Raw genomic sequence first — 21,035 nt, 5'->3', positions numbered from 1 at the left:
GCTTCGGTATGCAGATTGGGTCGATGGCGATGCGTGTTTCGAGAATAGCGGCCTGCCTGACGATGCTCGGATGCGGCGTCGGCACGGCCTGTGCGGCGCCGGCGTTGCGGAATGACGGTGGCGACAGGGATGCTCGCGAGAAGGACTGGCGGCGGGTCGCTACCGTTGCCGATCGCGGGCGATTGCGGGGATGGCGCGGCGCCTGGGTCGATGCGCTCGCCGAGGTCGATCCGCGCGAGATCGCGAAGGAGCCCCAGTTGTTCGATCCGGACCGCTCGCTCGCCGATGCGCTGCCACCGTCGGGCGCCTATCGGTGCCGTACGTTCAAGCTCGGTGCGCGTGGCGGCATCGGTCCGACGTTCGCGGCATCGACGGCGTTTGCCTGCCGGATCGACGCGAACGACGACGGCGATGTCGTCAGCCTCGTCAAGCTCGATGGCTCGCAGCGGCCGGTCGGGACGATCTACGCCGACACCGATTCGCGCGCCGTCTTCCTGGGAACGATGGAGCTGGGCGACGAGAAGCGCCCGATGCGGTACGGCCGCGATGCCAGTCGCGACATGGCCGGCCTCATCGAGCGGATCGGCACGCGCCGCTGGCGGGTGGTGCTGCCCTATCCTCGGTTTGAATCGGTGCTCGACGTGGTCGAACTGGTCCCTGCCTCCTAGCGGGGTGCGACTGGGACCGGCGGCGGGACGGTGGACGTGACGATGCCCCGGGCACCTGCTGCGGTAATAGCAGTCGCGGGCGCGATCGGTTGCAAGCTCGCAAGATACGCTTTGCCGTGAAGATCGAGGACGGTCATCCGGCCGGCATTCGCAGCGACGACCGCCTTCAGATAGGATCGCGGCTTCTTCATCAGCTTCGGCTGATCGAGGCCGGTCAACCCGACGATCCGCGCCGCCTCCTTCACGAACGTCACGCAGTTGTGATCCGATAGGCGATAGACGCTGTCGGGCTTGCCTTCGCTCCATGCCGCGACCAGCCGCAACACCGCGTCGTACTGCGCGTCGGTCATCACCACCGCGAACTGCGCGTCGCTGCTGTCGACGTAGGTCGGCCTGGCGATGTCGAGTCTGCCCGCGACCGGGCCGAACAACAGCGCGGGCGTCAGCGATTTCGCGGTGAAGCCGACATTCGTATCGACCGGCGCGCCGCCCGCATCGGGTACGCCGCGCAAGGTGACGAACGCATGCGGAAAGCTGTTGCCGAGTTCATGGCTCCAGAAGGCGATCGTGACGGCGGCCTGTGTGGGAAGCGTGTATCCAAGGCACAGGCCGAGCAAGGCTATCAGCCGAAATAGCGGTCTCATCCCCCGATATTATTTAGGAATATTGAGCCTTGCCAGAGGGATGAGGCTGATTTTGATCAGTTCGGCCTAGTAGTCCCGTCATCCGCACCGGCTGCTGCGGAGGCTTGAGCGAGCGTCGCGTTCTCGCGTTTTTCAGGCCGGATATAGATCGAGGAGAGCGTCGGCACCGCGGCGCGCAATTCGGTTTCCAGCGCCTCGATCAGCGTCTCGCCGTCGCCCATCGTCACCGAATCGTCGAAGTCCGCGCTGATCGCCGCGAAGATGCTTTCGGGCGCGGTGTGGATCGTGCGGACGTGATTGACCGAGACGATCGCGGGATGCGCGGACACGATCTTGCGGATCGTCGCGATCACCGCCGGGTCGGCGCGCTCGCCGATCAGCAAACCCTTCGATTCGCGCGCGAGCAGCACCGCGACCAACGCGAGGATCAGGCCGATCGCGATCGAGGCGGCGCCGTCGATCCGCGGATCGTTGAACGCATGGCTCGCCCAGATCCCGATCCCGGCGATGACGAGCCCTGCCAGCGCCGCGGAATCCTCGAACAGCACGATGAAACCGGCGGGGTCCTTCGACCGGTGAATCGCCTGCCACCAGCCCATGTCGCCCTTCGACTTAGAGAATTCGCGCACCGCGATCGTCCAGCTGCTGCCCTCGAGCGCGAACGAGATCGCGAGGACGACGTAGTTGATGGTCGGGCTGGTAAGCGGTTCGGGCTGCCGGATATGCCGCCAGCCCTCGAAGATCGACACGCCCGCGCCGATCGCGAAGATCAGGATCGCGACGACGAACGCCCAGAAATACAGCTCGCGGCCATAGCCGAACGGGTGGGCCTCGTCGGCCGGGCGCTTGGCCTTTTTCTGACCGTAGAGCAGCAGCACCTGGTTGCCGCTGTCGACCACCGAGTGGAAGCCCTCGGTCAGCATCGACGACGATCCGGTCATCCCGGCGGCGACGAATTTTGCCACGCCGATCCCGAGATTGGCGGCGAGGGCGCCGTAGAGGACGATGTCGTCCTTGATGCGAGCGGTCAGTGTCTTGGCCATGCCGTCGTCCTACACGAGGGGGTGCAGTTGGAAAGGGCGGCCTTCGCAACGGGTTGAGGATGCTCAGTCCGGCGTGAGGTCGACGGTGCCCTGGTAGGCGGACGCACCCGCCACCCCCGCTCCGTCATCCTGACGAAAGTCAGGATCCAGAGCCACAAGCTCCAGCGCCCGTTAACCCTGGATCCTGACTTTCGTCAGGATGACGGGCTTCGGGAGCGCACCGTCCTTTTAAACAGGAATACCCGCCGGTGGACGAGCCACCGGCGGGATCCTTTCCTCCCCAGGAAACTGTGTGAAGCGGTTTAGCCGAGCCGGCCGAGGCGGTGGTACAGCGCACTCATACGCGTCAGCCGTTCGTCGTCGATCGAGGTCTTGCTGATCATCTCGCCGAGCACTTCCTTCATCAGCGCGAAATCGTTGGTCGAGAAGACGGCGCGGGCGCGGGGTTGTTCGGTGGTCGTCTGCATGGCTTGCCTCCTTCGATGATCGTCTTGTCTCTCTCTTTACACCGATCGTGCGCCGAGAGAGGCGATGCACAGGCAATAGCGTTCGAAGCCGGCACGTTGGAAGGCCGTTCCGCGCCGCCGCGACGTCGCGGTGTCCGCCCAGCTTGTGGAACACGTGTCGTTCTGTAAACATCGTGACAGGAGGGTTTGCGATGGCGGAACGGAAATTGCTGGCGGGGCATGCGATCCGTCGCTTGCGGCGCGGGGCGGGGCTCACACAGGCGGCGATGGCCGACATGCTCGCGATCAGCCCGAGCTATCTCAACCTCGTCGAGCGCAACCAGAGGCCGATCTCCGCGACGCTGCTGATCAAGCTCGCCGAGAGCTTCGACTTCGATCCGCGGTCGCTCGCGGCGGGTGAACCGGGCGGCGGTGCGGATGCGATCCGGCGGCGGCTGGCCGACCCGATGTTCGCCGACCTCGAGATCGACCGCAACGAAGTCGAGGAATGGCTTGCCAGCGCCCCCGGCGGCGCGGCGGCGTTTGCCCGCGTGTTCGACCGGATCGGCGGCGGCGCGGTGGTCGAAGCAGGCGACGATCCGGTCACGCTAGTCCGTCGCGAGATCGAGCGTTGGCGCAATCATTTCGCCGATCTCGATGCCGCGGCCGAAGCGCTGGCCGACGAATTGCGGCTCGGCGCAGGCGATCTCTACGGCGCGATCGCCGAGCGGTTGCGTGCGAAGCACGGTCTGACCATTCGCGTACTGCCTGCCGACGTGCTCCCCGACACGCTGCGCCGCCTCGACCTGCACGCGCGCCAGTTGCAGTTGAGCGAGATGCTCGACCCGGCCTCGCGCACGTTCGCGGTCGCGTTCCAGCTCGGCCAGATCGAGGCGAAGGCGGAGATCGATGCGCTGGCGAAAGGCGCCGGGTTCACCGATCGCGCCGCGGAACGGCTCTATCGCCGCCACCTCCTAGGCTATTTCGCGGCGGCGCTGATGATGCCCTATGCGCGATTCCTCCGTGGGTGCGAGACGACGGGGTACGACATCGAGCTGTTGCAACGTCGGTTCGGCGCGGGCTTCGAACAGGTGGCGCACCGGCTGACGACGTTGCAGCGCGTCGGCGCGCGCGGTTTGCCCTTCTTCATGATCCGGATCGACCGCGCGGGGCAGGCGTCGAAGCGCTATCCCGGCGCCAGCGGTGCGGCGCTGGTCGAAGCAGACGGGCGCTGCCCATTGTGGCGGCTGCATCATGCGTTCGACCGGCCGGGCAGCCTGATGGTGCAGCTGGTCGAGCTGGAGGACGGCGCGCGATGGCTGACGATGGCGCGCACCGTGACGCCGCAGGGCAGTCGCTTCGGCGCAGTGCATGCCGAGTTCGCGATCGGTCTCGGCGTCGCGGCGGCGCAGGCGGGCGTGCTTGCGGCGGCGAGCGGCTTCGATCTGGCGGGGAGGGCGATGCCCATTGGCCTCGGCTGCCGCGCCTGTTTTCGCAACGATTGCCCGCAACGGTCTGTCGCGCCGGCCGGGCGGGCGCTGCTGATCAACGAGCGGGAACGACGGACGTCCGCGCTGACGTTTGCGGGGGACTGAGGGGAGGGGCGCCCTCTCGATCCTACCCCGCCAGGGGGAGGTGTCGCCGAAGGTGACGGAGGGGGAGGACACCGAACAGAGGTTCGCGCGTGCCGCCCCCTCCGTCTGGCAACTGCCAGCCACCTCCCCCTTGCGGGGGAGGATTAAGGGTCAGGCGCCAGCGACCATCAGCGCGTCCAGTTGGTCCTTCGACAGTTCCAGCGTCATCGCAGGCAACAGGTCTTCGACCTGCTTCACGCTCGTGGCGCTCGCGATCGGTGCCGTAACGCCCGGCTGCGCAATCAACCACGCCAGCGCGACCTGCGCGTGGGTCGCGCCAGTAGCTTCGACGACCGAGTCCATCGCGTCGAGGACAGCCTTGCCGGTACCTTCGAGCAATTCGCCCATCCGACCGCCGCGAACGCTCTGGCCCAGATCGTCCTTCGTCCGGTACTTGCCGGTGAGGAAACCCGAGGCGAGCCCGTAATAGGGCAGCACACCGATGTTCTCGGTGACGCAGTAATCCTGCAATTCGCCCTCGAACTTGGTGCGGCTGACAAGATTATATTCGGGCTGGAGCACATGATAGCGCGGCAGGTCCGACATCTTGGCAGCTTCGACCGCCGACTTCAGGCGAGCGGCGTGGAAGTTCGAGGCGCCGATCACGCGGACTTTCCCCGCATCGACCAGCTTGCCGAACGCTTCGAGGACGGCCTCCTGCGTCTGAGAGTCGTCGTCCTGGTGCGCGTAATACAGGTCGATACGGTCGGTGCCGAGGCGCTTGAGCGAGGCTTCGGCAGCGGCGGCGATACGCGCGGGGGCGAGCTTCTCGCCGCCTTCGCCGGGGAGCATGCCGACCTTGGTCGCGATCAGGACGTCGTCGCGCTTGCCGCTGGCCTTCAGCCATTCGCCGATCATGCTCTCGGATTCGCCACCCTGATGACCGTCGACCCAGGCCGAATAAACGTCGGCGGTGTCGATCATCGTGCCACCACCCGCGACGAACGCGTCGAGCACGGCGAAGCTGGCGGTGCGGTCGGCAGTCCAGCCGAAGACGTTGCCGCCGAGGACGAGCGGGGCGATCTTGAGATCGGTCGAGCCGAGGCGGCGGAGGGTCATCGGGTCTGATCGCTTTGATTCGAGGGAAGTTCGGTATCTTCAGGAGCGGCGGCGACCGCATTCAGATCGACGCTGTTTGCATCGAGCATCGCGGCGGCTTCGTTCAACTGGTGCGCTTCGTCGGCGCTGACGGCGCCGGGTTCGCTCGCGGGCGAGCAAGCCGCGAGCGCTGATACAGCAAAAAGCGCCCCCACCATCATACCGTCATGCCAACGAAAGCTCGTGTCCTTCTGCACAGGTCGTCCTGACCCGAGCAGGGAGTCCCCAGCGTTCGCTGGGGGGACGGAGAAGTGGGGGCGCCTTGGCAAGGCTTAGTCCTTGATCGCGTTGCCGGCGCGGGTCAGCGCGTTGCCGGTGGCGTCGGCGGCGCGGTCTGCACCGTTGCTGATCGCAGCACCAGCACGGTCCGCACCGGCTTCGATCCGGTCACCGGCACGGTCGGCCTTGGCGTCGAGGTGATCGGTCGAGTTGTCGATGCGCGCACCGGCATTGTCGAGCGAACGCTCGGCCGAGCCCAGCGCGCGATCGCTGGCGGCGCTGACGTCGTCGACGGCATTGGCGGTGGTCGCGCTGGCATCGGCGGCGATCGCGTTGGCGGCCTGTGCGGTCTGGTCCTGCGCGTTGTTGCTGCAGGCTGCGAGGCCGGCGGTCAGGGCGAGGGCGGGGATCAGGAACTTCTTCATAGGTATCTACTCCCGTGGATGTCGTCTTGTGGACCGGGTAATGCCCGGCCCATAGCGCAATCGAACGCGGATAAAGCGTTTCCGATCCGTCACGATCTCGCCCGATGCGATAAGTCGCGGGCGGATATGGCCAATGTCGAAGACGCGCACGCCTGCGTTGACCTCATATAAAGAATTCTTTATATGTCCTGGCATGACGATGGCGCTCGAAATCTTCCGTGCTTTGGCGGACGCGACCCGGTTGCGGATCCTCGCGCTGTTGCGGCGGATGGAGCTGTCGGTCGGCGAGCTCGCGCAGGTGCTCGGCCAGAGCCAGCCACGCGTTTCGCGCCATGTGAAGATACTGTGCGATGCCGGACTTGCCGAACGTCGCAAGGAAGGCAGCTGGGTGTTCGTCGCGCTCGGGTCGGCGAACGTGGTCGAGCCGGTCGCGGGCGCACTCGATGTCTGGGCGAAGGCCGAGCCGGATCACTGGGCGGTCGCGGATGCGGCGCGGCTTGCAGCGGTACGTGCGGACCGGGCGGCGAGTGCTGCGGCGTGGTTCGAGGGGCATGCCGACGAGTGGGACGCGATCCGGTCGCTGCACGTCGCCGACAGCGAGGTCGAGGCGGCGATGGCCGCCGTGCTCGGCGATGCGCCGGTTGGCACGCTGATCGATATCGGTACGGGCACGGGGCGGATGCTCGAACTGTTCGGCGGGCGCGCGACGGTCGCGCTCGGGATTGATCGCAGTTCGGAGATGCTGCGGCTCGCACGCGCCAAGCTGCATGACATGACACACGCCGAACTGCGCCAGGCGGACCTGTACGCGCTGCCGATGGCGGATGCCGCGGCGGATGTCGCGATCCTGCATCACGTGTTGCACTTCGCGCAGCAGCCGGGCGCTGCGGTGAGCGAAGCGGCGCGGGTACTGGCTCCCGGCGGGCGACTGCTGATCGCCGATTTCGCCAGCCACGACCGCGAGGAACTGCGGTTGCGCGATGCGCACACGCGCCTGGGGTTCGCGGACGAGCAGATGACGGCGTGGTTCGAGGCGGCGGGCTTGCAGACGGCGCGCGTCGAGACGCTTGAGGGCGGTGAGTTGACGGTGAAATTATGGCTCGGTCGGAAGATCGGCGCGAGCTTGCGTGAGGTGAAGGCGGCATGACGAACATTTCGATCCCCCAACTGGCCGAAGCGCGCCGCGCGCTCGAGGAACCGCTGTTCGCGGATCTTGCGGGCGACGTGGGCATCAGCTTCGAGTTCTTCCCGCCGAAGAGCGAGAAGATGGAGACGCAGCTCTGGGAGGCGATCCGCACGCTGGAGCCGCTCGGTCCCGATTTCGTGTCGGTGACGTATGGCGCGGGTGGCTCGACGCGCGAGCGGACTCACGCGACAGTGGCGCGGATCCAGCGCGAGACGTCGATGAACGCCGCTGCGCACCTGACCTGCGTCGAGGCGACCAAGGCCGAGATCGACCAGGTCGCCGAGGAATATTGGGCGGCGGGCGTGCGCCACATCGTCGCGCTTCGTGGCGACATGCCGACGCTGGGTCAGCCCTATCAGGCGCATCCGGGCGGGTATGAGAACGCGGCGGCTTTGGTTGCTGGGTTGCGGAAGCTGCATCCGTTCGAGATCTCGATCGCGGCGTATCCCGAGTGTCATCCGGAATCGGGCGGTCACGACGCCGACATCGACAATCTGAAGCGCAAGATCGATGCCGGTGCGACCCGCGCGATCACGCAGTTCTTCTTCTCGCCAGAAGCGTATTTCCGGTTCCGCGACCGGGTAGCGGCAGCGGGGATCACTGCGCAGATCCTTCCGGGAATTCTGCCGGTGTCGAACGTCGCGCAGACGCGGAAGTTCGCGGGACTGTGTGGCGCGGAGATTCCGGCGTGGATGGACCGGCTATTCGAGGGGCTCGACGATCATCCCTCGGCTCGGCAACTCGTCGCGGCGACGATCGCGGCCGAGATGTGCCGGCGGCTCTACGCGGGCGGGGTAAAGGATTTCCACTTCTACACGCTCAACCGCGCGGAACTGGCTTATGCGATCTGCCACATGCTCGGCGTACGCGCGAAGCCGGTCGACAAGGTCGCCGCGGCGTAATCCTCCTCCCGCCTGCGGGAGGGGTTAGGGGAGGGGCTGGCCCAACTCGACCGTCTCGTTTGCGGCACTTCCCTCCCCCGACCCCTCCCGCCAGCGGGAGGGAGGAGATCGACGATGACACCACGTGAACGTTTCAACGCAGAAGCCGCCAAGCGCATCCTGATTACCGACGGCGCGTTCGGCACCGAGATCCAGAACTGGAAGCTCGACGAGGCGGCTTACGCAGGGTCGCTCGGCTTGTCGCACGACCAGAAGGGCAACAACGACATCCTGGCGATCACCAAGCCGGACGTCCCCGAGACGATTACGCGCGAATATCTGGAGGCCGGCTCGGACATCGTCTCGACCAACACCTTCAGCGCGAACGTCATCTCGCAGGCCGATTACGGCGCCGAGCATCTGGTGCGCGAGATCAACGTCGAGTCCGCGCGGATCGCGCGTGCGCTCGCCACCGAATACGAGGCGAAGGACGGACGGCCGCGCTTCGTCGCCGGCGCGATCGGGCCGACCAACAAGACGCTGTCGCTGTCGCCCGACGTCAACGATCCCGGCTTCCGCGAGATCGACTTCGATTACCTGAAAGGCGTGTACCGCGAGCAGATCGACGCGTTGCTCGAAGGCGGCGAGGGCGTCGGCGTCGACTTCATCCTGATCGAGACGGTGTTCGATACGCTCAACGCCAAGGCCGGGATCATGGCGGCGATCGAGGCGGGCGATGCGCTCGGGCGCGACGTGCCGATCATGATGTCGATGACGCTGACCGATCTGTCTGGGCGCAACCTGTCGGGGCATACGGTCGAGGCGTTCTGGCATGCGGTGCGGCATGCCAAGCCGATCACGATCGGGCTCAACTGCTCGTTCGGTGCGGAGCAGTTGCGGCCGCATGTGAAGACGCTGTCGGCGATCGCGGACACGTTGATCATGGTCTATCCGAATGCGGGACTGCCCAACGAACTCGGCGAGTATGACGAGCAGCCCGAGACGACGGCCGGGCTGGTCGGCGAGTGGGCGGTGGCCAAGCAGGTCAACGTGCTCGGCGGCTGCTGCGGCTCGACGCCGGCGCATATCAAGGCAATGGCCGATGGCGTGCGCGGGCTCGAACCGCGCGCGGTTGCTCGGCCAGAAGTTCGTACCAAGCTCGCTGGCCTCGAACCGTTCACGATGGCGGCTTAGGCCACCGCTCCCTCTCCCCGTCGGGGAGAGGGCCGGGGTAAGGGGCGCCAGGAGCGCTACCGCCCGGAACTACCCCTCACCCCAACCCTCTCCCCGGAGGGGAGAGGGGGCTAGAAGAAGCGAACCGATGACCACCTCCTCCTCCACCTCTTTCGTCAACATCGGCGAGCGCACCAACGTCACCGGCTCGGCGCGCTTCAAGAAGCTGATTATGGCGGGCGACTATCCCGCGGCGGTCGAGGTCGCGCGTCAGCAGGTCGAGAGCGGCGCGCAGGTGCTCGACGTCAACATGGACGAGGGGCTGCTCGACGCGCATCACGCGATGACGACGTTCCTGAAGCTGATCGCCGCCGAGCCCGACATCGCGCGCATCCCGTTCATGGTCGACAGCTCGAAATGGAGCGTGATCGAGGCCGGTCTGAAGTGCGTCAGCGGCAAGCCGATCGTCAATTCGATCAGCATGAAGGAGGGCGAGGAGCAGTTCCTGAGCCAGGCGCGGAAATGCATGGCGTACGGTGCGGCGGTGGTCGTGATGGCGTTCGACGAGGTCGGGCAGGCGGACACCAAGGAGCGGAAAGTCGAGATCTGCGAGCGCGCCTACAAGCTGCTCGTCGGGATCGGCTTCCCGCCCGAGGACATCATCTTCGATCCCAACGTGTTCGCGGTCGCGACCGGAATCGAGGAGCACAACAACTACGGCGTCGACTTCATCGAGGCGTGCAAGGAGATCAAGGCGCGCTGCCCACACGTCCATATCTCGGGTGGGCTCTCGAACTTCAGCTTCTCGTTCCGCGGCAACGAACCCGTGCGCCGCGCGATGCACAGCGTGTTCCTGTACTACGCGATCCCCGCCGGCATGGACATGGCGATCGTCAACGCCGGCCAGCTCGACATTTATGACGACATCGATCCCGAACTGCGCAAGGCGGTCGAGGATGTCGTGCTCAACACCGATCCCGAGGCTGGCGACCGGCTGGTCGCGCTCGCCGAACGCTATCGCGGCACCGACGTGGTCGCGGAGAAGGCGGCGGCGGAATGGCGCTCGCTGGGTGTCAACAAACGGCTCGAATATGCGCTGGTGAAGGGTATCGACCTCCACGTCGTCGAGGATACCGAGGAAGCGCGGCTGATCAGCGCCGGCAATGGCGGACGCCCGATCGAGGTGATCGAAGGCCCGTTGATGGACGGCATGAACGTCGTCGGCGACCTGTTCGGATCGGGCAAGATGTTCCTGCCGCAGGTCGTCAAGTCGGCGCGCGTGATGAAGAAGGCGGTCGCGCATCTGCTGCCGTATATCGAGGCAGCCAAGGAGCCCGGCGCGCGCGGCAAGGGCAAGATCATCATGGCGACCGTCAAGGGTGACGTGCATGACATCGGCAAGAACATCGTCGGCGTGGTGCTGCAGTGCAATGGCTTCGATGTGGTCGATCTCGGCGTGATGGTGCCGTGGTCGAAGATTCTGGCCGCGGCGAACGAGAACGACGCGGACATGATCGGGCTGTCGGGGCTGATCACGCCGTCGCTCGACGAGATGGTCACGGTCGCCGAGGAGATGAAGCGCGCGGGCATGACAATGCCGCTGCTGATCGGCGGTGCGACGACGTCGAAGGTGCATACTGCGCTGCGAATCGCGCAGGCCTATGATGGCCCGGTCGTGCATGTGCTCGATGCGAGCCGCGCGGTTGGTGTCGCGTCGACCCTGGTATCGGACACGATCCGCGACGAGTTCGTGACGAAGACCGCGGATGAGTATGAGGCGGTGCGGATCTCGCGCGCGAACAAGGGGCAGAGCGAGTTGCTCCCCTTGGCGACGGCGCGGGAGCGCGGGTTCGTGGCGGACTTCGCGATGAAACCGCCTGCGCCGGTGAAGCCTGGCGTCCATGTGTTTGCGGACTGGGACCTGACCGACCTGCGCGACTATATCGACTGGACGCCGTTCTTCCGCGCGTGGGAACTGGCGGGGAATTTCCCGGCGATCCTGACGGATGAAGTGGTCGGTGATAGCGCGAGTTCGCTGTATGCGGATGCGCAGGCGATGCTCGACACGATCGTCGCGGAGAAGTGGCTGACTCCGCGGGGTGTTGCCGGACTGTGGCCCGCGCGCCGCGAGGGCGATGATGTGGTGGTCACTGCTCCCTCTCCCCTCCGGGGAGAGGGTTGGGGTGAGGGGCAGCCAAGCAGTGCTCCGCCCGGAACAGCCCCTCACCCCGACCCTCTACCCGCAGGGGAGAGGGAGCAGAAGGAGGTGCGCCTCCCCATGCTGCGCCAGCAGATCGCCAAGCGCGAAGGCCGCGCGAACATGTGTCTCGCCGATTTCGTCGACACGCAGAACGACTGGTTCGGCGGCTTCGCAGTGAGCATCCACGGGATCGACGACCACATCGCCCGCTTCAAGGCGGACAATGACGACTATAACGACATCCTCTTGAAGGCGCTCGCCGACCGCTTTGCCGAAGCCTTCGCCGAACGCCTCCACAAGCACGTCCGCACCGATCTGTGGGGCTACGCACCCGACGAACAGCTTACCAACGAAGCCATGATCAAGGAACAGTATCGCGGCATCCGTCCGGCGCCGGGCTATCCCGCCTGCCCGGACCACAGCCTAAAGCCGATCCTGTTCGACCTGCTCGACGCGCCGACCGCGACCGGGCTCGAACTGACCGAGAGCTTCGCGATGTTCCCGACCGCCGCCGTCTCGGGCTTCTATTTCGGCCACCCGCAGGCGGAGTATTTTGGGGTAGCCCGCGTCGGCCGCGACCAGCTCGAGGATTACGCCGCACGACGTGGTGCGGACCTCAAGACCGCCGAACGCTGGCTGCGCCCCAACCTCGATTGATCCGGTCGCGGAACAAGATCGAGCGACGCCTGTTTCTGCAAGCTCATCGGCAACAACGCCGGTTCCACTCAAGGAGACGATCTGTGAACAGCGACACCCTCACCGGCACGGCAAACGACCTCGGCGGCAAGCTCAAGGAAACCGTTGGCGGCGCAGTCGGCGACAAGTCGCTGCAGAGCGAAGGCGTTGCAGATCAGCTCGGTGGCACCGTGCAGAAGACCATTGGCCAGGCCAAGGACGTCGTCGAGGGCAACGTCCGTCCGCTGATCGACTACGTACAGCAGTTCTCGCGCGAGCGTCCCTTCACCGCCGCGGCAGTCGCCGGCGTGCTCGGTATCGCGTTGATCAACACCCTCCGCGGCAAGTAATCCGCGATCGACGACGTTCCGCTGCGTGCCAGTGGAACGTCGTTTCCCGCCCGGCCTGTCAGATCAGGCCGGCAGACCCAGTACCGTCTTCACTTCCATGAAATCGGTCAGGCCATAACGGCCATTCTCACGCCCATTGCCCGACTGCTTGTAGCCGCCGAACGGCGCGCCGATGTCCGGGCTCCACGAATTGATCGTCACCAGCCCCGCGCGAAGTTTCGGCGAAACTTTGGCCGCCTCCGTCGCGTCTCCCGAGATCGTTGCGGATAGCCCGTATTCCGTCGCGTTGGCGATGCGGATGCCCTCGTCGCGGTCGTTGTACGCGGTGATCGTCGCGACCGGACCGAACGTCTCCTCCTGCGCGATCCGCATGTCGGGGCGTACGTCGGTGAACAGCGTCGGCTGGATGTAATACCCCGCATTGCGCCCGTCCGGACGCCCGACCCCGCCCGTCACCAGCGTCGCGCCTTCGTCGATCGCCGACTGGATCAGCCCCTGGATCTTGTCGAACTGTGCCTTGTTGACGACCGGGCCGATGTGCTGGCCCATCTCGGCGGGATCGCCGACCTTGGTCTGCTCCATCATCGACTTCACGATCGCAGTGGCCTCGGCAATCTGGCTCGCATGTACCAGCAGGCGGGTCGGCGCGATGCAGCTCTGTCCGGAATTCGCAAGCACACCGGCCACCGTTGCCGGCAGTACGGCCGCGAGGTCGGAGCCCTCCAGCACGAGGTTCGCCGCCTTGCCGCCAAGCTCCTGATGCACACGCTTGACCGTGGGCGCCGCGGCCAGCGCGACTGCGATGCCCGCGCGGGTCGAGCCGGTGAAGCTCACCATGTCGACGTCGCGGTGCGAACACAGCGCCGCACCGACGCCCGGACCGTCACCGTTGACGAGGTTGAACACGCCTGCGGGGACGCCCGCCGCATCCATGATCTCCGCCAGGATTACCGCGCACGACGGCGCTTCCTCGGACGGCTTCAGGATCATTGTGTCGCCGGCGGCAAGCGCGGGGGCGACCTTCGCGCAGATCTGGTTCAGCGGCCAGTTCCACGGCGTGATCATCGCGACGACGCCGAGCGGCTCGTGCACGACGGTCGCCTTGCCGATGACTTCCGAGAACTCGAATGCCGCCAATGCTTTTGCGGTCGCCGAGAAATGCGCGAGGCCGGTGGGCGCCTGCGCCATCGAGGCGAGCGCCATCGGCGCGCCCATCTCCTGCGACATAGCCTTCGCCAGGTCGGGCATCCGCGCCTTGTATTCGGTCATGATCCGGCCGAGCACGTCGAGCCGCTCCTGCACGCTCGTCTGACTCCAGCTTTCGAACGCGGATCGAGCCGCAGCGACTGCCTTGTCGACGTCGGCGGCGGTGCCGAGCGTGATCTCGGTGCAGGGCTGCTCGGTCGACGGGTCGATCACCTGATAGACGGTGCCGCCTTCGCTCGCGACCCAAGCGCCGTCGATATACTGGTTCAGATAGCTCTTCATAGTGCCTCTCCGCATCTTGTCTGGCGAAGGAATGGGCTCGCCGCCGATCGGTTGCAACCCGAAACGCGTTCTATAGGGTGCGGCCTTGAATCAACGGGAGGCCGAGATGGCACGAGTGGCGAAAATCGAAACGACCGGCGGTCCGGACGTCATCCAGTGGCACGATGTCGCCTTGCCGGCACCGGGCAAGGGCGAGGCGTGGATGCGCAACACCGTGGTCGGGCTGAACTATATCGACACCTATCACCGTAGCGGCGTGTACCCGATCGACCTGCCGTCGGGCCTCGGCAGCGAGGCGGTCGGCGTGGTGATGGCAGTGGGTGAAGGCGTGGCCGATTTCGCGCCTGGTGACCGCGTCGGTACCTTCGGCCCGACCCGCGGCGCCTACGCGACCGAGCGCAACGTGCCGGCTGCCGAACTGTTCGCGTTGCCCGACTGGCTCGACGATCGCACCGCTGCGGCGATCCTGCTCAAAGGCTGCACCGCAGAGTTCCTCGTCGAGCGCTGTGCGAAGGTCGAGGCGGGACAGACCGTCCTGGTTCATGCGGCGGCGGGTGGCGTCGGCCATATCCTGGTCGGCTGGCTCAAGCATATCGGCGCCACCGTGATCGCCAGCGTCGGCAGCGACGACAAGGCCGCGCGCACGACGAAGGCGGGCGCGGACCACGTCATTCTCCACAAATCCGAGGACATCGCCGCGCGCGTGCGCGACATCACCGGGGGCGAGGGCGTGCCCGTCGTTCTCGATGGCGTCGGTGGCGCGACCTGGGCCGCGTCGCTCGCCAGCGCCGCGCGACGCGGGCTGATCGTCAGCTACGGCAATGCGGGCGGGGTGGTCGACGGCGTCAACCTGGGGATATTGGCGCGCAATGGCTCGCTGTTCGTCACCCGGCCGACGCTGTTCGACTATTACGCGACGCCGGACGAGAAGCGAGCCGGCCTCGACCGCGTCTTCGCGATGGTGAAAAGCGGTGCGATCACTCCGGAGATCGGTCGGAGCTTCCCGCTCGAACAGGCGGCGGACGCGCATCGTGCCGTCGAAGCGGGCGACACGTCCGGCAGCACGATCCTGCTGACCTGACGATCCGCTGCTGCTTGCCGCCGGTGTCGCCACGCCCGGTATGACGCGCTAGGGTCGACGGATGAGCGAACCGATCCTTCCGCCCGCCGCGCGTATCCGCAACATCGCGGAACTCGCGCGGCTCGCCGGGGTGCACGCCGGCACCGTATCCCGCGCACTGGCAGACAATCCGCTCGTCGCGCGCGATACGCGGGAGCGGATCCAGGCACTGGCGGCCACGCACGGCTTTCGCCCGAACCAGATGGCTCGCCGTCTGCGCGTCCAGCGCACCGGCCTGATCGGCGTCGTCGTGCCGCTCGGCCATGAGCGTCGCCAACATCTGTCCGATCCGTTCTTCATGACGATCCTCGGCCATATCGCCGATGCGCTGACCGAGCATGGCTATGACCTGCTGTTGTCGCGGATCATCCCCGACGCCGACGACTGGCTCGAGCGGATCGTCGATTCGGGCATGCTCGACGGTGTCCTGCTGATCGGCCAGTCGGACCAGTTCGCGGCGATCGAGCGGGTTGCGGCGCGGTATCGGCCGATGGTCGTCTGGGGTGGGCATCGACCGGGACAGGTCCATTGTGCGGTGGGCGTCGATAACCGGCTCGGCGGACGGCTCACCGGCGAGCGACTGATCGCGCGCGGGTGTCGGCGGCTCGCCTTTTTCGGCGAAGTCCGCACGCTCGAACTCGAAGAACGCTATAGCGGACTGTGCGATGCGGCGGCGTCGGCGGGGCTGGCCATACCGCTGCAACTCGACACGCATCTGGCGTCGGACGTGATGCCCGCCGAGATCGCCGCGCATCTCGATACGGTGCTGGGGTGGATCGACGGTATCGCCGCGGCGTCGGACGTGATCGCGATGCGCACCGTCCGGGCGCTCGCCGATCGCGCGATCCAGGTGCCGGGCGACATCCCCGTGACCGGCTTCGACGATCTCCCGTTCGCCGAGCAGACCGTGCCGCGGCTCACCACCGTTCGGCAGGATATCGCGACGGGCGCGCGCGCGATGGTCACGGCGCTGTTCGCCCGCATCGCCGGCGAGGATGCTCCCTCCGTGGAAATGCAGCCCGTCCTCGTAGCGCGCGATACCGCGTGATGAGCCTTAACATTCTGCTGGTCGAAGACGATGGCGTATTCGCGCAAGGTATGGCCGAGGAACTGCGCGGGTTCGATCATACCGTGACCGTCGCGGCCGACGGTCGCGAGGCGCTCGCCGCGGTGGACAGTCAGCCGTTCGACGCGGTCGTGCTCGATCGGATGCTCCCTCGGATCGACGGCATTTCGGTGCTCGAACGGTTGCGGAGCGGGAACATGACACTGCCAGTCATCATGCTCAGCGCGCTCGGTCGTTCGGTCGAGAAGGTCGAGGGGCTGGAGGCCGGTGCCGACGATTACGTGGTCAAGCCGATCGCTTCGGTCGAACTGAACGCCCGGCTGCTCGCGCTGGTACGCGCTCGTGGGTGGACCGCGGGCAGCGCCGACACGATCCGCGCGGGCGATATCGTCGTCAGCCCGACCCGGTTCCGGGCATGGCGTGCGGGTACCGCGATCGACCTCGGCAAGCTCGAATTCAAGCTGCTCAACGAGTTCGTGGCGAACGCCGATACGGTGCTGACGCGGGCGATGCTGGTCGAACGCGTGTGGGGCTACGACTTCGCGCCGACCACCAACATCGTCGACGTCTATGTCCGCCACCTGCGCGTGAAGCTGACCGCCGATGGCGGCGAGGACCCGATCCTGACGGTGCGCGGCGTCGGCTACATGTTGCGCGGCTGATGCGCTTACGGTCGCTGCGCACGCTGACGCTGGCATTTCTGCTGGCGTTCCTCGTGGTGACGCTCGGCACTGGTTTCGCGATCTATTCGGTGACGCTCAGGACGATCGAGCGGCTGGTCGACCGCCGCATCCAGGCCGTCTTTGACGAGATCGCCGGAGCGTTCGGCGATCGCAGCCCCGAGGAACTCGTTCGCCGAATAAACGCAGCGACCCGCCAGCGCGATACCGGCGACATCGGCTTCCTGCTGCTCGATGCCGACGGCCACGCCCTTGGCGGCAATATCAGGATGCCGCGTCGCCTGCCGCTCGGTTTTTCCACCTTGCACGGCCGCGATCGGATCATCGGCCTTTCCGCTGGGCGTGCGCTGGTCCGCGACGTCGGCGGCGGCATGACGCTGACTACGGTCGCCGAGACCGAACCGTTCGACGATTACGGTCCCGCGCGGATCGGCATCTACCTGATCGGTTTCGGGTCGATCCTGCTGATCGTCGTCTGCGGGCTGTCGGTCTTCGTCGTCACCATCAGCCGGCGGATCGGCGAGACGCGGCGGACCGTCGATGCGATCATCGATGGCGACATGACGCGCCGCGTGCCGGTCGACCGATCGGGCGGCGAGTTCGCGCAACAGGCGATCGCGTTCAACCGCATGCTCGATCGAATTTCCGATCTGATGGCGAGCATCAGCAACGTATCCAACGACATAGCGCATGATCTTCGCACGCCGCTGGCACGTCTGCGAAGCCAGCTTGCCTTGTCCCGGCGACGGGCGGAGAGCGAGGCGCAACGCGACGACCTCGACGCAGCGATCGCGATGAGCGACGAACTGCTCAAGATGTTCGCGGCGATGCTGCGGATCGCCGAAATCGAGGGGGGCGACCGTCGCGCGGCGTTCGTGTCGCTCGATCTGGCGGCGCTGGCCGACGAGATCACGACGATGATGCAGCCGGTGGCCGCCGATAGTGGCCGGACGCTGGTTTTCGATGCCGCCGCCTCGGCCGAGATCGTGGGTGATCGGCACCTGCTCGGTCAGATGCTCGTGAACCTGATCGAGAACGGGATCCGCCATACGCCGGTCGGCACGCAGATCGAGATACAGGTCGGCGCGACCGCCGCCGTCGCGACGCTGGTCGTGACCGATACCGGCCCCGGCATCCCCGCGAATCAGCGCAAGCTGGCGTTGCGCCGGTTCGGCCGACTTGACGCAAGTCGTCACGACAGCGGGCATGGCCTGGGTCTGGCGCTGATCGAGGCGATCGCCCGGCTTCATCGCGGCACGATCGCACTGGAAGATGCCGCACCCGGGCTGTGCGTCGTCATCACCTTGCCCGTGCGCTGAAACGAAGAAACCCGAACAGGCGTGTCGCCTGCTCGGGTTCGTCGTCGCCGATGGTCGGATCGATCAGAACTTGACCGACACGTCCATCCCGTAGGTGCGTGGCGCGTTGAAGTTGCCGTAATCGCCCAGCACGTTGCCGATCGGGCCCGCCGTCAGGCTGCTGGTGGGTGCACCCGGCAGGCTGTTCGAGGGATCGCGACGGAAGACATACTGCTTGTCGAACACGTTGCGGGCCCACACCGAGAAGGTCACGTCGGAGGCCGATCCGACCTGTACGTTCGCCAGCGCGATCCGGCCGTTGACCAGGAACGACGCGTCGGCCTTGGTGGCGAACTGGTCGAACGCCTGCGTCGCCTGCGAATAGTTACCGTCGATGTGGAACTTCACCTTGGTGTCGCCGCCACCGACCGGGATCGCATAGTCGATCGATCCGCTGGCCGCGTTGCGCGGCGTGAACGGAATGTAGAACTGCTGCAGCACCGTCGACGTGTTGGCGCCCACCGTGAAGCTGACCGGAACCGGCGGTATCTTGGTGTAGGTATAGGCATAGGATGCGTTGAGCGTCAGGCCCTCCACCGGTGCGACCGTCAGGTCCGCCTCGATGCCGCGGATCTTGGTGATACCCGGTGCATTGACGACGCGCAGGACGTTCACGTTGGCGCTGTTCGCGAAGGTGATGAAGCTGACGTCTTCCTGGCTGTTCTTGCGGTCCATGATGTAGCCGGCCAGGTTCAGGCGTGCCCGATGCTGCCAGAAATCCGCCTTCAGGCCGACTTCGTACGACTTCAGATCCTCGGGCTCGAACGCGAGATAGTTGGGCGTACGCGAGCTGGCGCCACCGGCGCGATAGCCGGTCGAGTACTTAGCATAAACATGCGTGTCGTCGTTCAGGTCATAGGCCAGCGTGACCATCGGATTGAACCGGTTCCAGGTCTTGTCCAGTGGGGTGTAGCCGTTGGCCGCAAGCTGTGCCGGGGTGGCGGTGTCGTAGTTCAGGTTGTTGAAATAGTGCAGGACGCCGCGCTTCTTGTCCTTGGTATAGCGGCCGCCGACGGTGAGGTGTAGCACGTCGGTCGCGTTCCACGTCGCCTGGGCGTAGGCCGCATAGCTCTTCGACCAGACTTCCGAGGCGCGATCGATCGAGCAGCCGTTGACCGCGTTGCCGGCGAAGGCGGGCGTGTTTCCGGTGCAGAACGGGATCGACACGATGTTCGCGCCGGTCACGACACCGTTAGTCGTCGTCGCCACCGCACCAAGCGAACTCGGCGTCGCGGCATCGTCGCTGACATGCTCGTTGAAGTAATAGAGACCCGCGACGTAATCGACGGAGTCGATCGTGCCGACTGCCTGGAATTCCTGGCTGAACTGGCGCTGGCGCAGGTCGGCGAGGCTGTAGCGGCTGAAGGCGCACGGCGCGGCCGCGGTGCAGTTGGCGGTCAGGTTGACCAGCGGCGGGCGATGCGCACCGCCGCTATTGTCATACTGCTCGACGTCGACGCCGCGCCATGCGGTGATCGAACGCAGCTCGAGTTCGGATCCGAGGTTCCACTTCAGCGAATTGGTGAAGCCGTGCGTCTTGTCGACGCTGACCTGCTGCGGCACGCCGATATCGGCGGTCTTCATGCGGCTGTCGCCGTTGACGACCACGCCCGGAAGCAGCGCCTTGACCGGACCGCCGGTCAGCGAGGTGTAGTTGACGCTCGGCAGCACGCACGTGGTGGACGCAGTGACCGCGCCGTTCGCGCAGCCATTGGGATTGTAGTTCAGCAGCTGGCTGTAGAACGGGGTGTTCTTGTCCTTGGCGACATCGTACGCGAAATCGTTGGTGATGGTGCTGGTTGGCTGCCAGCGCACCGCGGCGCGGCCGCCCTTGCGATCGAAATAGTTGAAGCCGGCCGCACCCTCGAACGGGTTCTTCGTGGTCGCGTCCTGATGCTGCAACACGCCGTCCAGCTTGACGCTGAAGCCGGCGAACTTGGGCAGGTCGAGGTGGAAGTCGCCGTTATAGCCGCCGTAATTGGCGATGCCGCCCTCGGCGCGTCCTTCGAGCTTGCCGCTGGGCGCACGGCTGACGAGGCTGAGCGCGCCGCCCTCGGTGTTGCGGCCGAACAGCGTTCCCTGCGGACCCTTCAGAACTTCGACACGCTCGATGTCGAACAGCGCGGCGTTCAGGCCGTGCTGGCGGCCGAGATAGACGCCGTCGATATAGATGCCGACGCCCTGCTCGCGCGCGGGCTGGTTGGCGTCGAGCGGCACGATCCCGCGGATGCCGATGGTGAGCGCGGACTGGCGCGCTTCGAAGGTGGCGATGCGCAAGCTGGGCACCGTACCGTCGGCGAGATCGTACAGGCTCTGGACGTGGCGGTCGGTCAGCGCGGCGGCGGTCAGTACGCTGATCGCGATCGGCGTCTTCTGCAAATTGGTCTCGCGCTTGGTCGCAGTGACGACGATTTCGCCAAGACCGGTCTGGTCGGCGGGTTCGGCAGCGGCGGGGGCCGGATCAATCGCGGGGTCTGCGGCAGCCGTCGCGGGCGCCGTATCCTTGGCGGCGGTCGGCGTGGGGGCTGCGAACACTGGCGACGCGATCGCGACCGTCAGGGCGGCGCCGGCCAGCAGCCGCAAGCGCAGGCTTGCTGAATTCAACATCGAGAGTTTCCCTTTTTCGGCAGTCTTTGCCTTGAAGGGCGCGATAGGCGGCGGTCGTGGCATGTCCGTTACGA

19 protein-coding genes are annotated in these 21,035 nt (G+C 66.1%); 11 read left to right on the top strand and 8 right to left on the bottom strand.

Going from position 1 to position 21,035, the window contains the following annotated elements; translation table 11 throughout:
- The first annotated feature begins 23 nt into the window (after positions 1-23).
- A complete protein-coding gene (locus C8J45_RS13375) occupies positions 24-668 on the top strand; it encodes a DUF4893 domain-containing protein (protein ID WP_258191448.1) in 645 nt (214 codons plus the stop codon).
- On the opposite strand, the gene C8J45_RS13370 is transcribed toward C8J45_RS13375, so the two are convergent.
- The 3 genes from C8J45_RS13370 to C8J45_RS19275 all read right to left on the bottom strand — a co-directional run bounded on the left by C8J45_RS13370 (position 665) and on the right by C8J45_RS19275 (position 2,822).
- Positions 665-1,312, bottom strand: a complete 648-nt coding sequence (locus C8J45_RS13370; RefSeq protein WP_107963645.1) for a hypothetical protein — start codon at positions 1,310-1,312, stop codon at positions 665-667. The two genes, C8J45_RS13375 and C8J45_RS13370, sit on opposite strands and share 4 nt — an antisense overlap.
- Before the next feature lie 56 nt (positions 1,313-1,368).
- Entirely contained in the window at positions 1,369-2,355 is a 987-nt protein-coding gene (locus C8J45_RS13365) for a cation diffusion facilitator family transporter (RefSeq protein WP_107963644.1), read from the bottom strand.
- A 302-nt stretch (positions 2,356-2,657) separates the two neighbouring features.
- A complete protein-coding gene (locus C8J45_RS19275) occupies positions 2,658-2,822 on the bottom strand; it encodes a hypothetical protein (protein ID WP_164913371.1) in 165 nt (54 codons plus the stop codon).
- Positions 2,823-3,013: 191 nt separating this feature from the next.
- Here C8J45_RS19275 and C8J45_RS13360 point away from each other — a divergent pair, with 191 nt between their 5' ends.
- A complete protein-coding gene (locus tag C8J45_RS13360) occupies positions 3,014-4,396 on the top strand; it encodes a short-chain fatty acyl-CoA regulator family protein (protein ID WP_107963643.1) in 1,383 nt (460 codons plus the stop codon).
- 150 nt (positions 4,397-4,546) lie between these two features.
- Here C8J45_RS13360 and C8J45_RS13355 read toward each other — a convergent pair whose 3' ends face one another.
- The 3 genes from C8J45_RS13355 to C8J45_RS13345 form a co-directional block, all read right to left on the bottom strand.
- A complete protein-coding gene (locus tag C8J45_RS13355) occupies positions 4,547-5,494 on the bottom strand; it encodes an aldo/keto reductase (RefSeq protein WP_107963642.1) in 948 nt (315 codons plus the stop codon).
- Entirely contained in the window at positions 5,491-5,730 is a 240-nt protein-coding gene (locus C8J45_RS13350) for a hypothetical protein (protein ID WP_258191447.1), read from the bottom strand. Before C8J45_RS13350 ends, C8J45_RS13355 begins: the two co-directional genes overlap by 4 nt.
- 75 nt (positions 5,731-5,805) lie before the next feature.
- Positions 5,806-6,177: a hypothetical protein gene (locus tag C8J45_RS13345; protein WP_107963640.1), complete on the bottom strand. Its 372-nt coding sequence runs from the start codon at positions 6,175-6,177 to the stop codon at positions 5,806-5,808.
- Positions 6,178-6,370: 193 nt separating this feature from the next.
- Here C8J45_RS13345 and C8J45_RS13340 point away from each other — a divergent pair, with 193 nt between their 5' ends.
- From C8J45_RS13340 to C8J45_RS13320, 5 genes are all read left to right on the top strand, one after another.
- Positions 6,371-7,324 carry a metalloregulator ArsR/SmtB family transcription factor gene (locus tag C8J45_RS13340; protein WP_107963639.1) on the top strand — a complete coding sequence of 318 codons (954 nt, stop codon included), beginning with the start codon at positions 6,371-6,373 and terminating at the stop codon, positions 7,322-7,324.
- Entirely contained in the window at positions 7,321-8,265 is a 945-nt protein-coding gene (gene metF, locus C8J45_RS13335) for a methylenetetrahydrofolate reductase (RefSeq protein WP_107963638.1), read from the top strand. The genes C8J45_RS13340 and metF overlap by 4 nt, the downstream gene beginning before the upstream one ends.
- A 114-nt stretch (positions 8,266-8,379) precedes the next feature.
- The gene (locus C8J45_RS13330) at positions 8,380-9,438 is read left to right on the top strand and encodes a homocysteine S-methyltransferase family protein (RefSeq protein WP_107955208.1); all 1,059 of its coding nucleotides are present in this window, start codon (positions 8,380-8,382) and stop codon (positions 9,436-9,438) included.
- Between the two features lie 127 nt (positions 9,439-9,565).
- On the top strand, positions 9,566-12,274 hold the full coding sequence (gene metH / locus C8J45_RS13325; protein WP_107963637.1) for a methionine synthase: 2,709 nt from the start codon (positions 9,566-9,568) through the stop codon (positions 12,272-12,274).
- An 83-nt stretch (positions 12,275-12,357) separates the two neighbouring features.
- On the top strand, positions 12,358-12,642 hold the full coding sequence (locus tag C8J45_RS13320) for a CsbD family protein (RefSeq protein WP_107963636.1): 285 nt from the start codon (positions 12,358-12,360) through the stop codon (positions 12,640-12,642).
- Between the two features lie 63 nt (positions 12,643-12,705).
- Here C8J45_RS13320 and C8J45_RS13315 read toward each other — a convergent pair whose 3' ends face one another.
- Positions 12,706-14,130 (bottom strand): aldehyde dehydrogenase family protein, encoded by a 1,425-nt coding sequence (locus tag C8J45_RS13315; protein ID WP_107963635.1) that lies wholly within the window; start codon positions 14,128-14,130, stop codon positions 12,706-12,708.
- A 106-nt stretch (positions 14,131-14,236) separates the two neighbouring features.
- On the opposite strand from C8J45_RS13315, the gene C8J45_RS13310 reads away from it, so the two are divergent.
- From C8J45_RS13310 to C8J45_RS13295, 4 genes are all read left to right on the top strand, one after another.
- A complete protein-coding gene (locus C8J45_RS13310) occupies positions 14,237-15,211 on the top strand; it encodes a quinone oxidoreductase (protein ID WP_107963634.1) in 975 nt (324 codons plus the stop codon).
- 61 nt (positions 15,212-15,272) lie between these two features.
- Positions 15,273-16,298, top strand: coding sequence for a LacI family DNA-binding transcriptional regulator (locus C8J45_RS13305; RefSeq protein WP_107963633.1), 1,026 nt, complete (start codon positions 15,273-15,275; stop codon positions 16,296-16,298).
- A complete protein-coding gene (locus C8J45_RS13300) occupies positions 16,298-16,978 on the top strand; it encodes a response regulator transcription factor (protein WP_107963632.1) in 681 nt (226 codons plus the stop codon). Before C8J45_RS13305 ends, C8J45_RS13300 begins: the two co-directional genes overlap by 1 nt.
- Positions 16,978-18,315: an ATP-binding protein gene (locus C8J45_RS13295; RefSeq protein WP_107963631.1), complete on the top strand. Its 1,338-nt coding sequence runs from the start codon at positions 16,978-16,980 to the stop codon at positions 18,313-18,315. The genes C8J45_RS13300 and C8J45_RS13295 overlap by 1 nt, the downstream gene beginning before the upstream one ends.
- 63 nt (positions 18,316-18,378) lie before the next feature.
- On the opposite strand, the gene C8J45_RS13290 is transcribed toward C8J45_RS13295, so the two are convergent.
- Complete coding sequence (locus C8J45_RS13290) at positions 18,379-20,961, bottom strand: TonB-dependent receptor (RefSeq protein WP_107963725.1); 2,583 nt, start codon at positions 20,959-20,961, stop codon at positions 18,379-18,381.
- Positions 20,962-21,035 lie beyond the last annotated feature (74 nt).

Origin of the sequence: Sphingomonas sp. PP-CE-3G-477 (assembly GCF_003050745.1) — a bacterium.
In the GTDB taxonomy this organism is placed as follows: Bacteria; Pseudomonadota; Alphaproteobacteria; order Sphingomonadales; family Sphingomonadaceae; genus Sphingomonas.
This window is presented reverse-complemented; position numbering and strand designations above follow the sequence as displayed.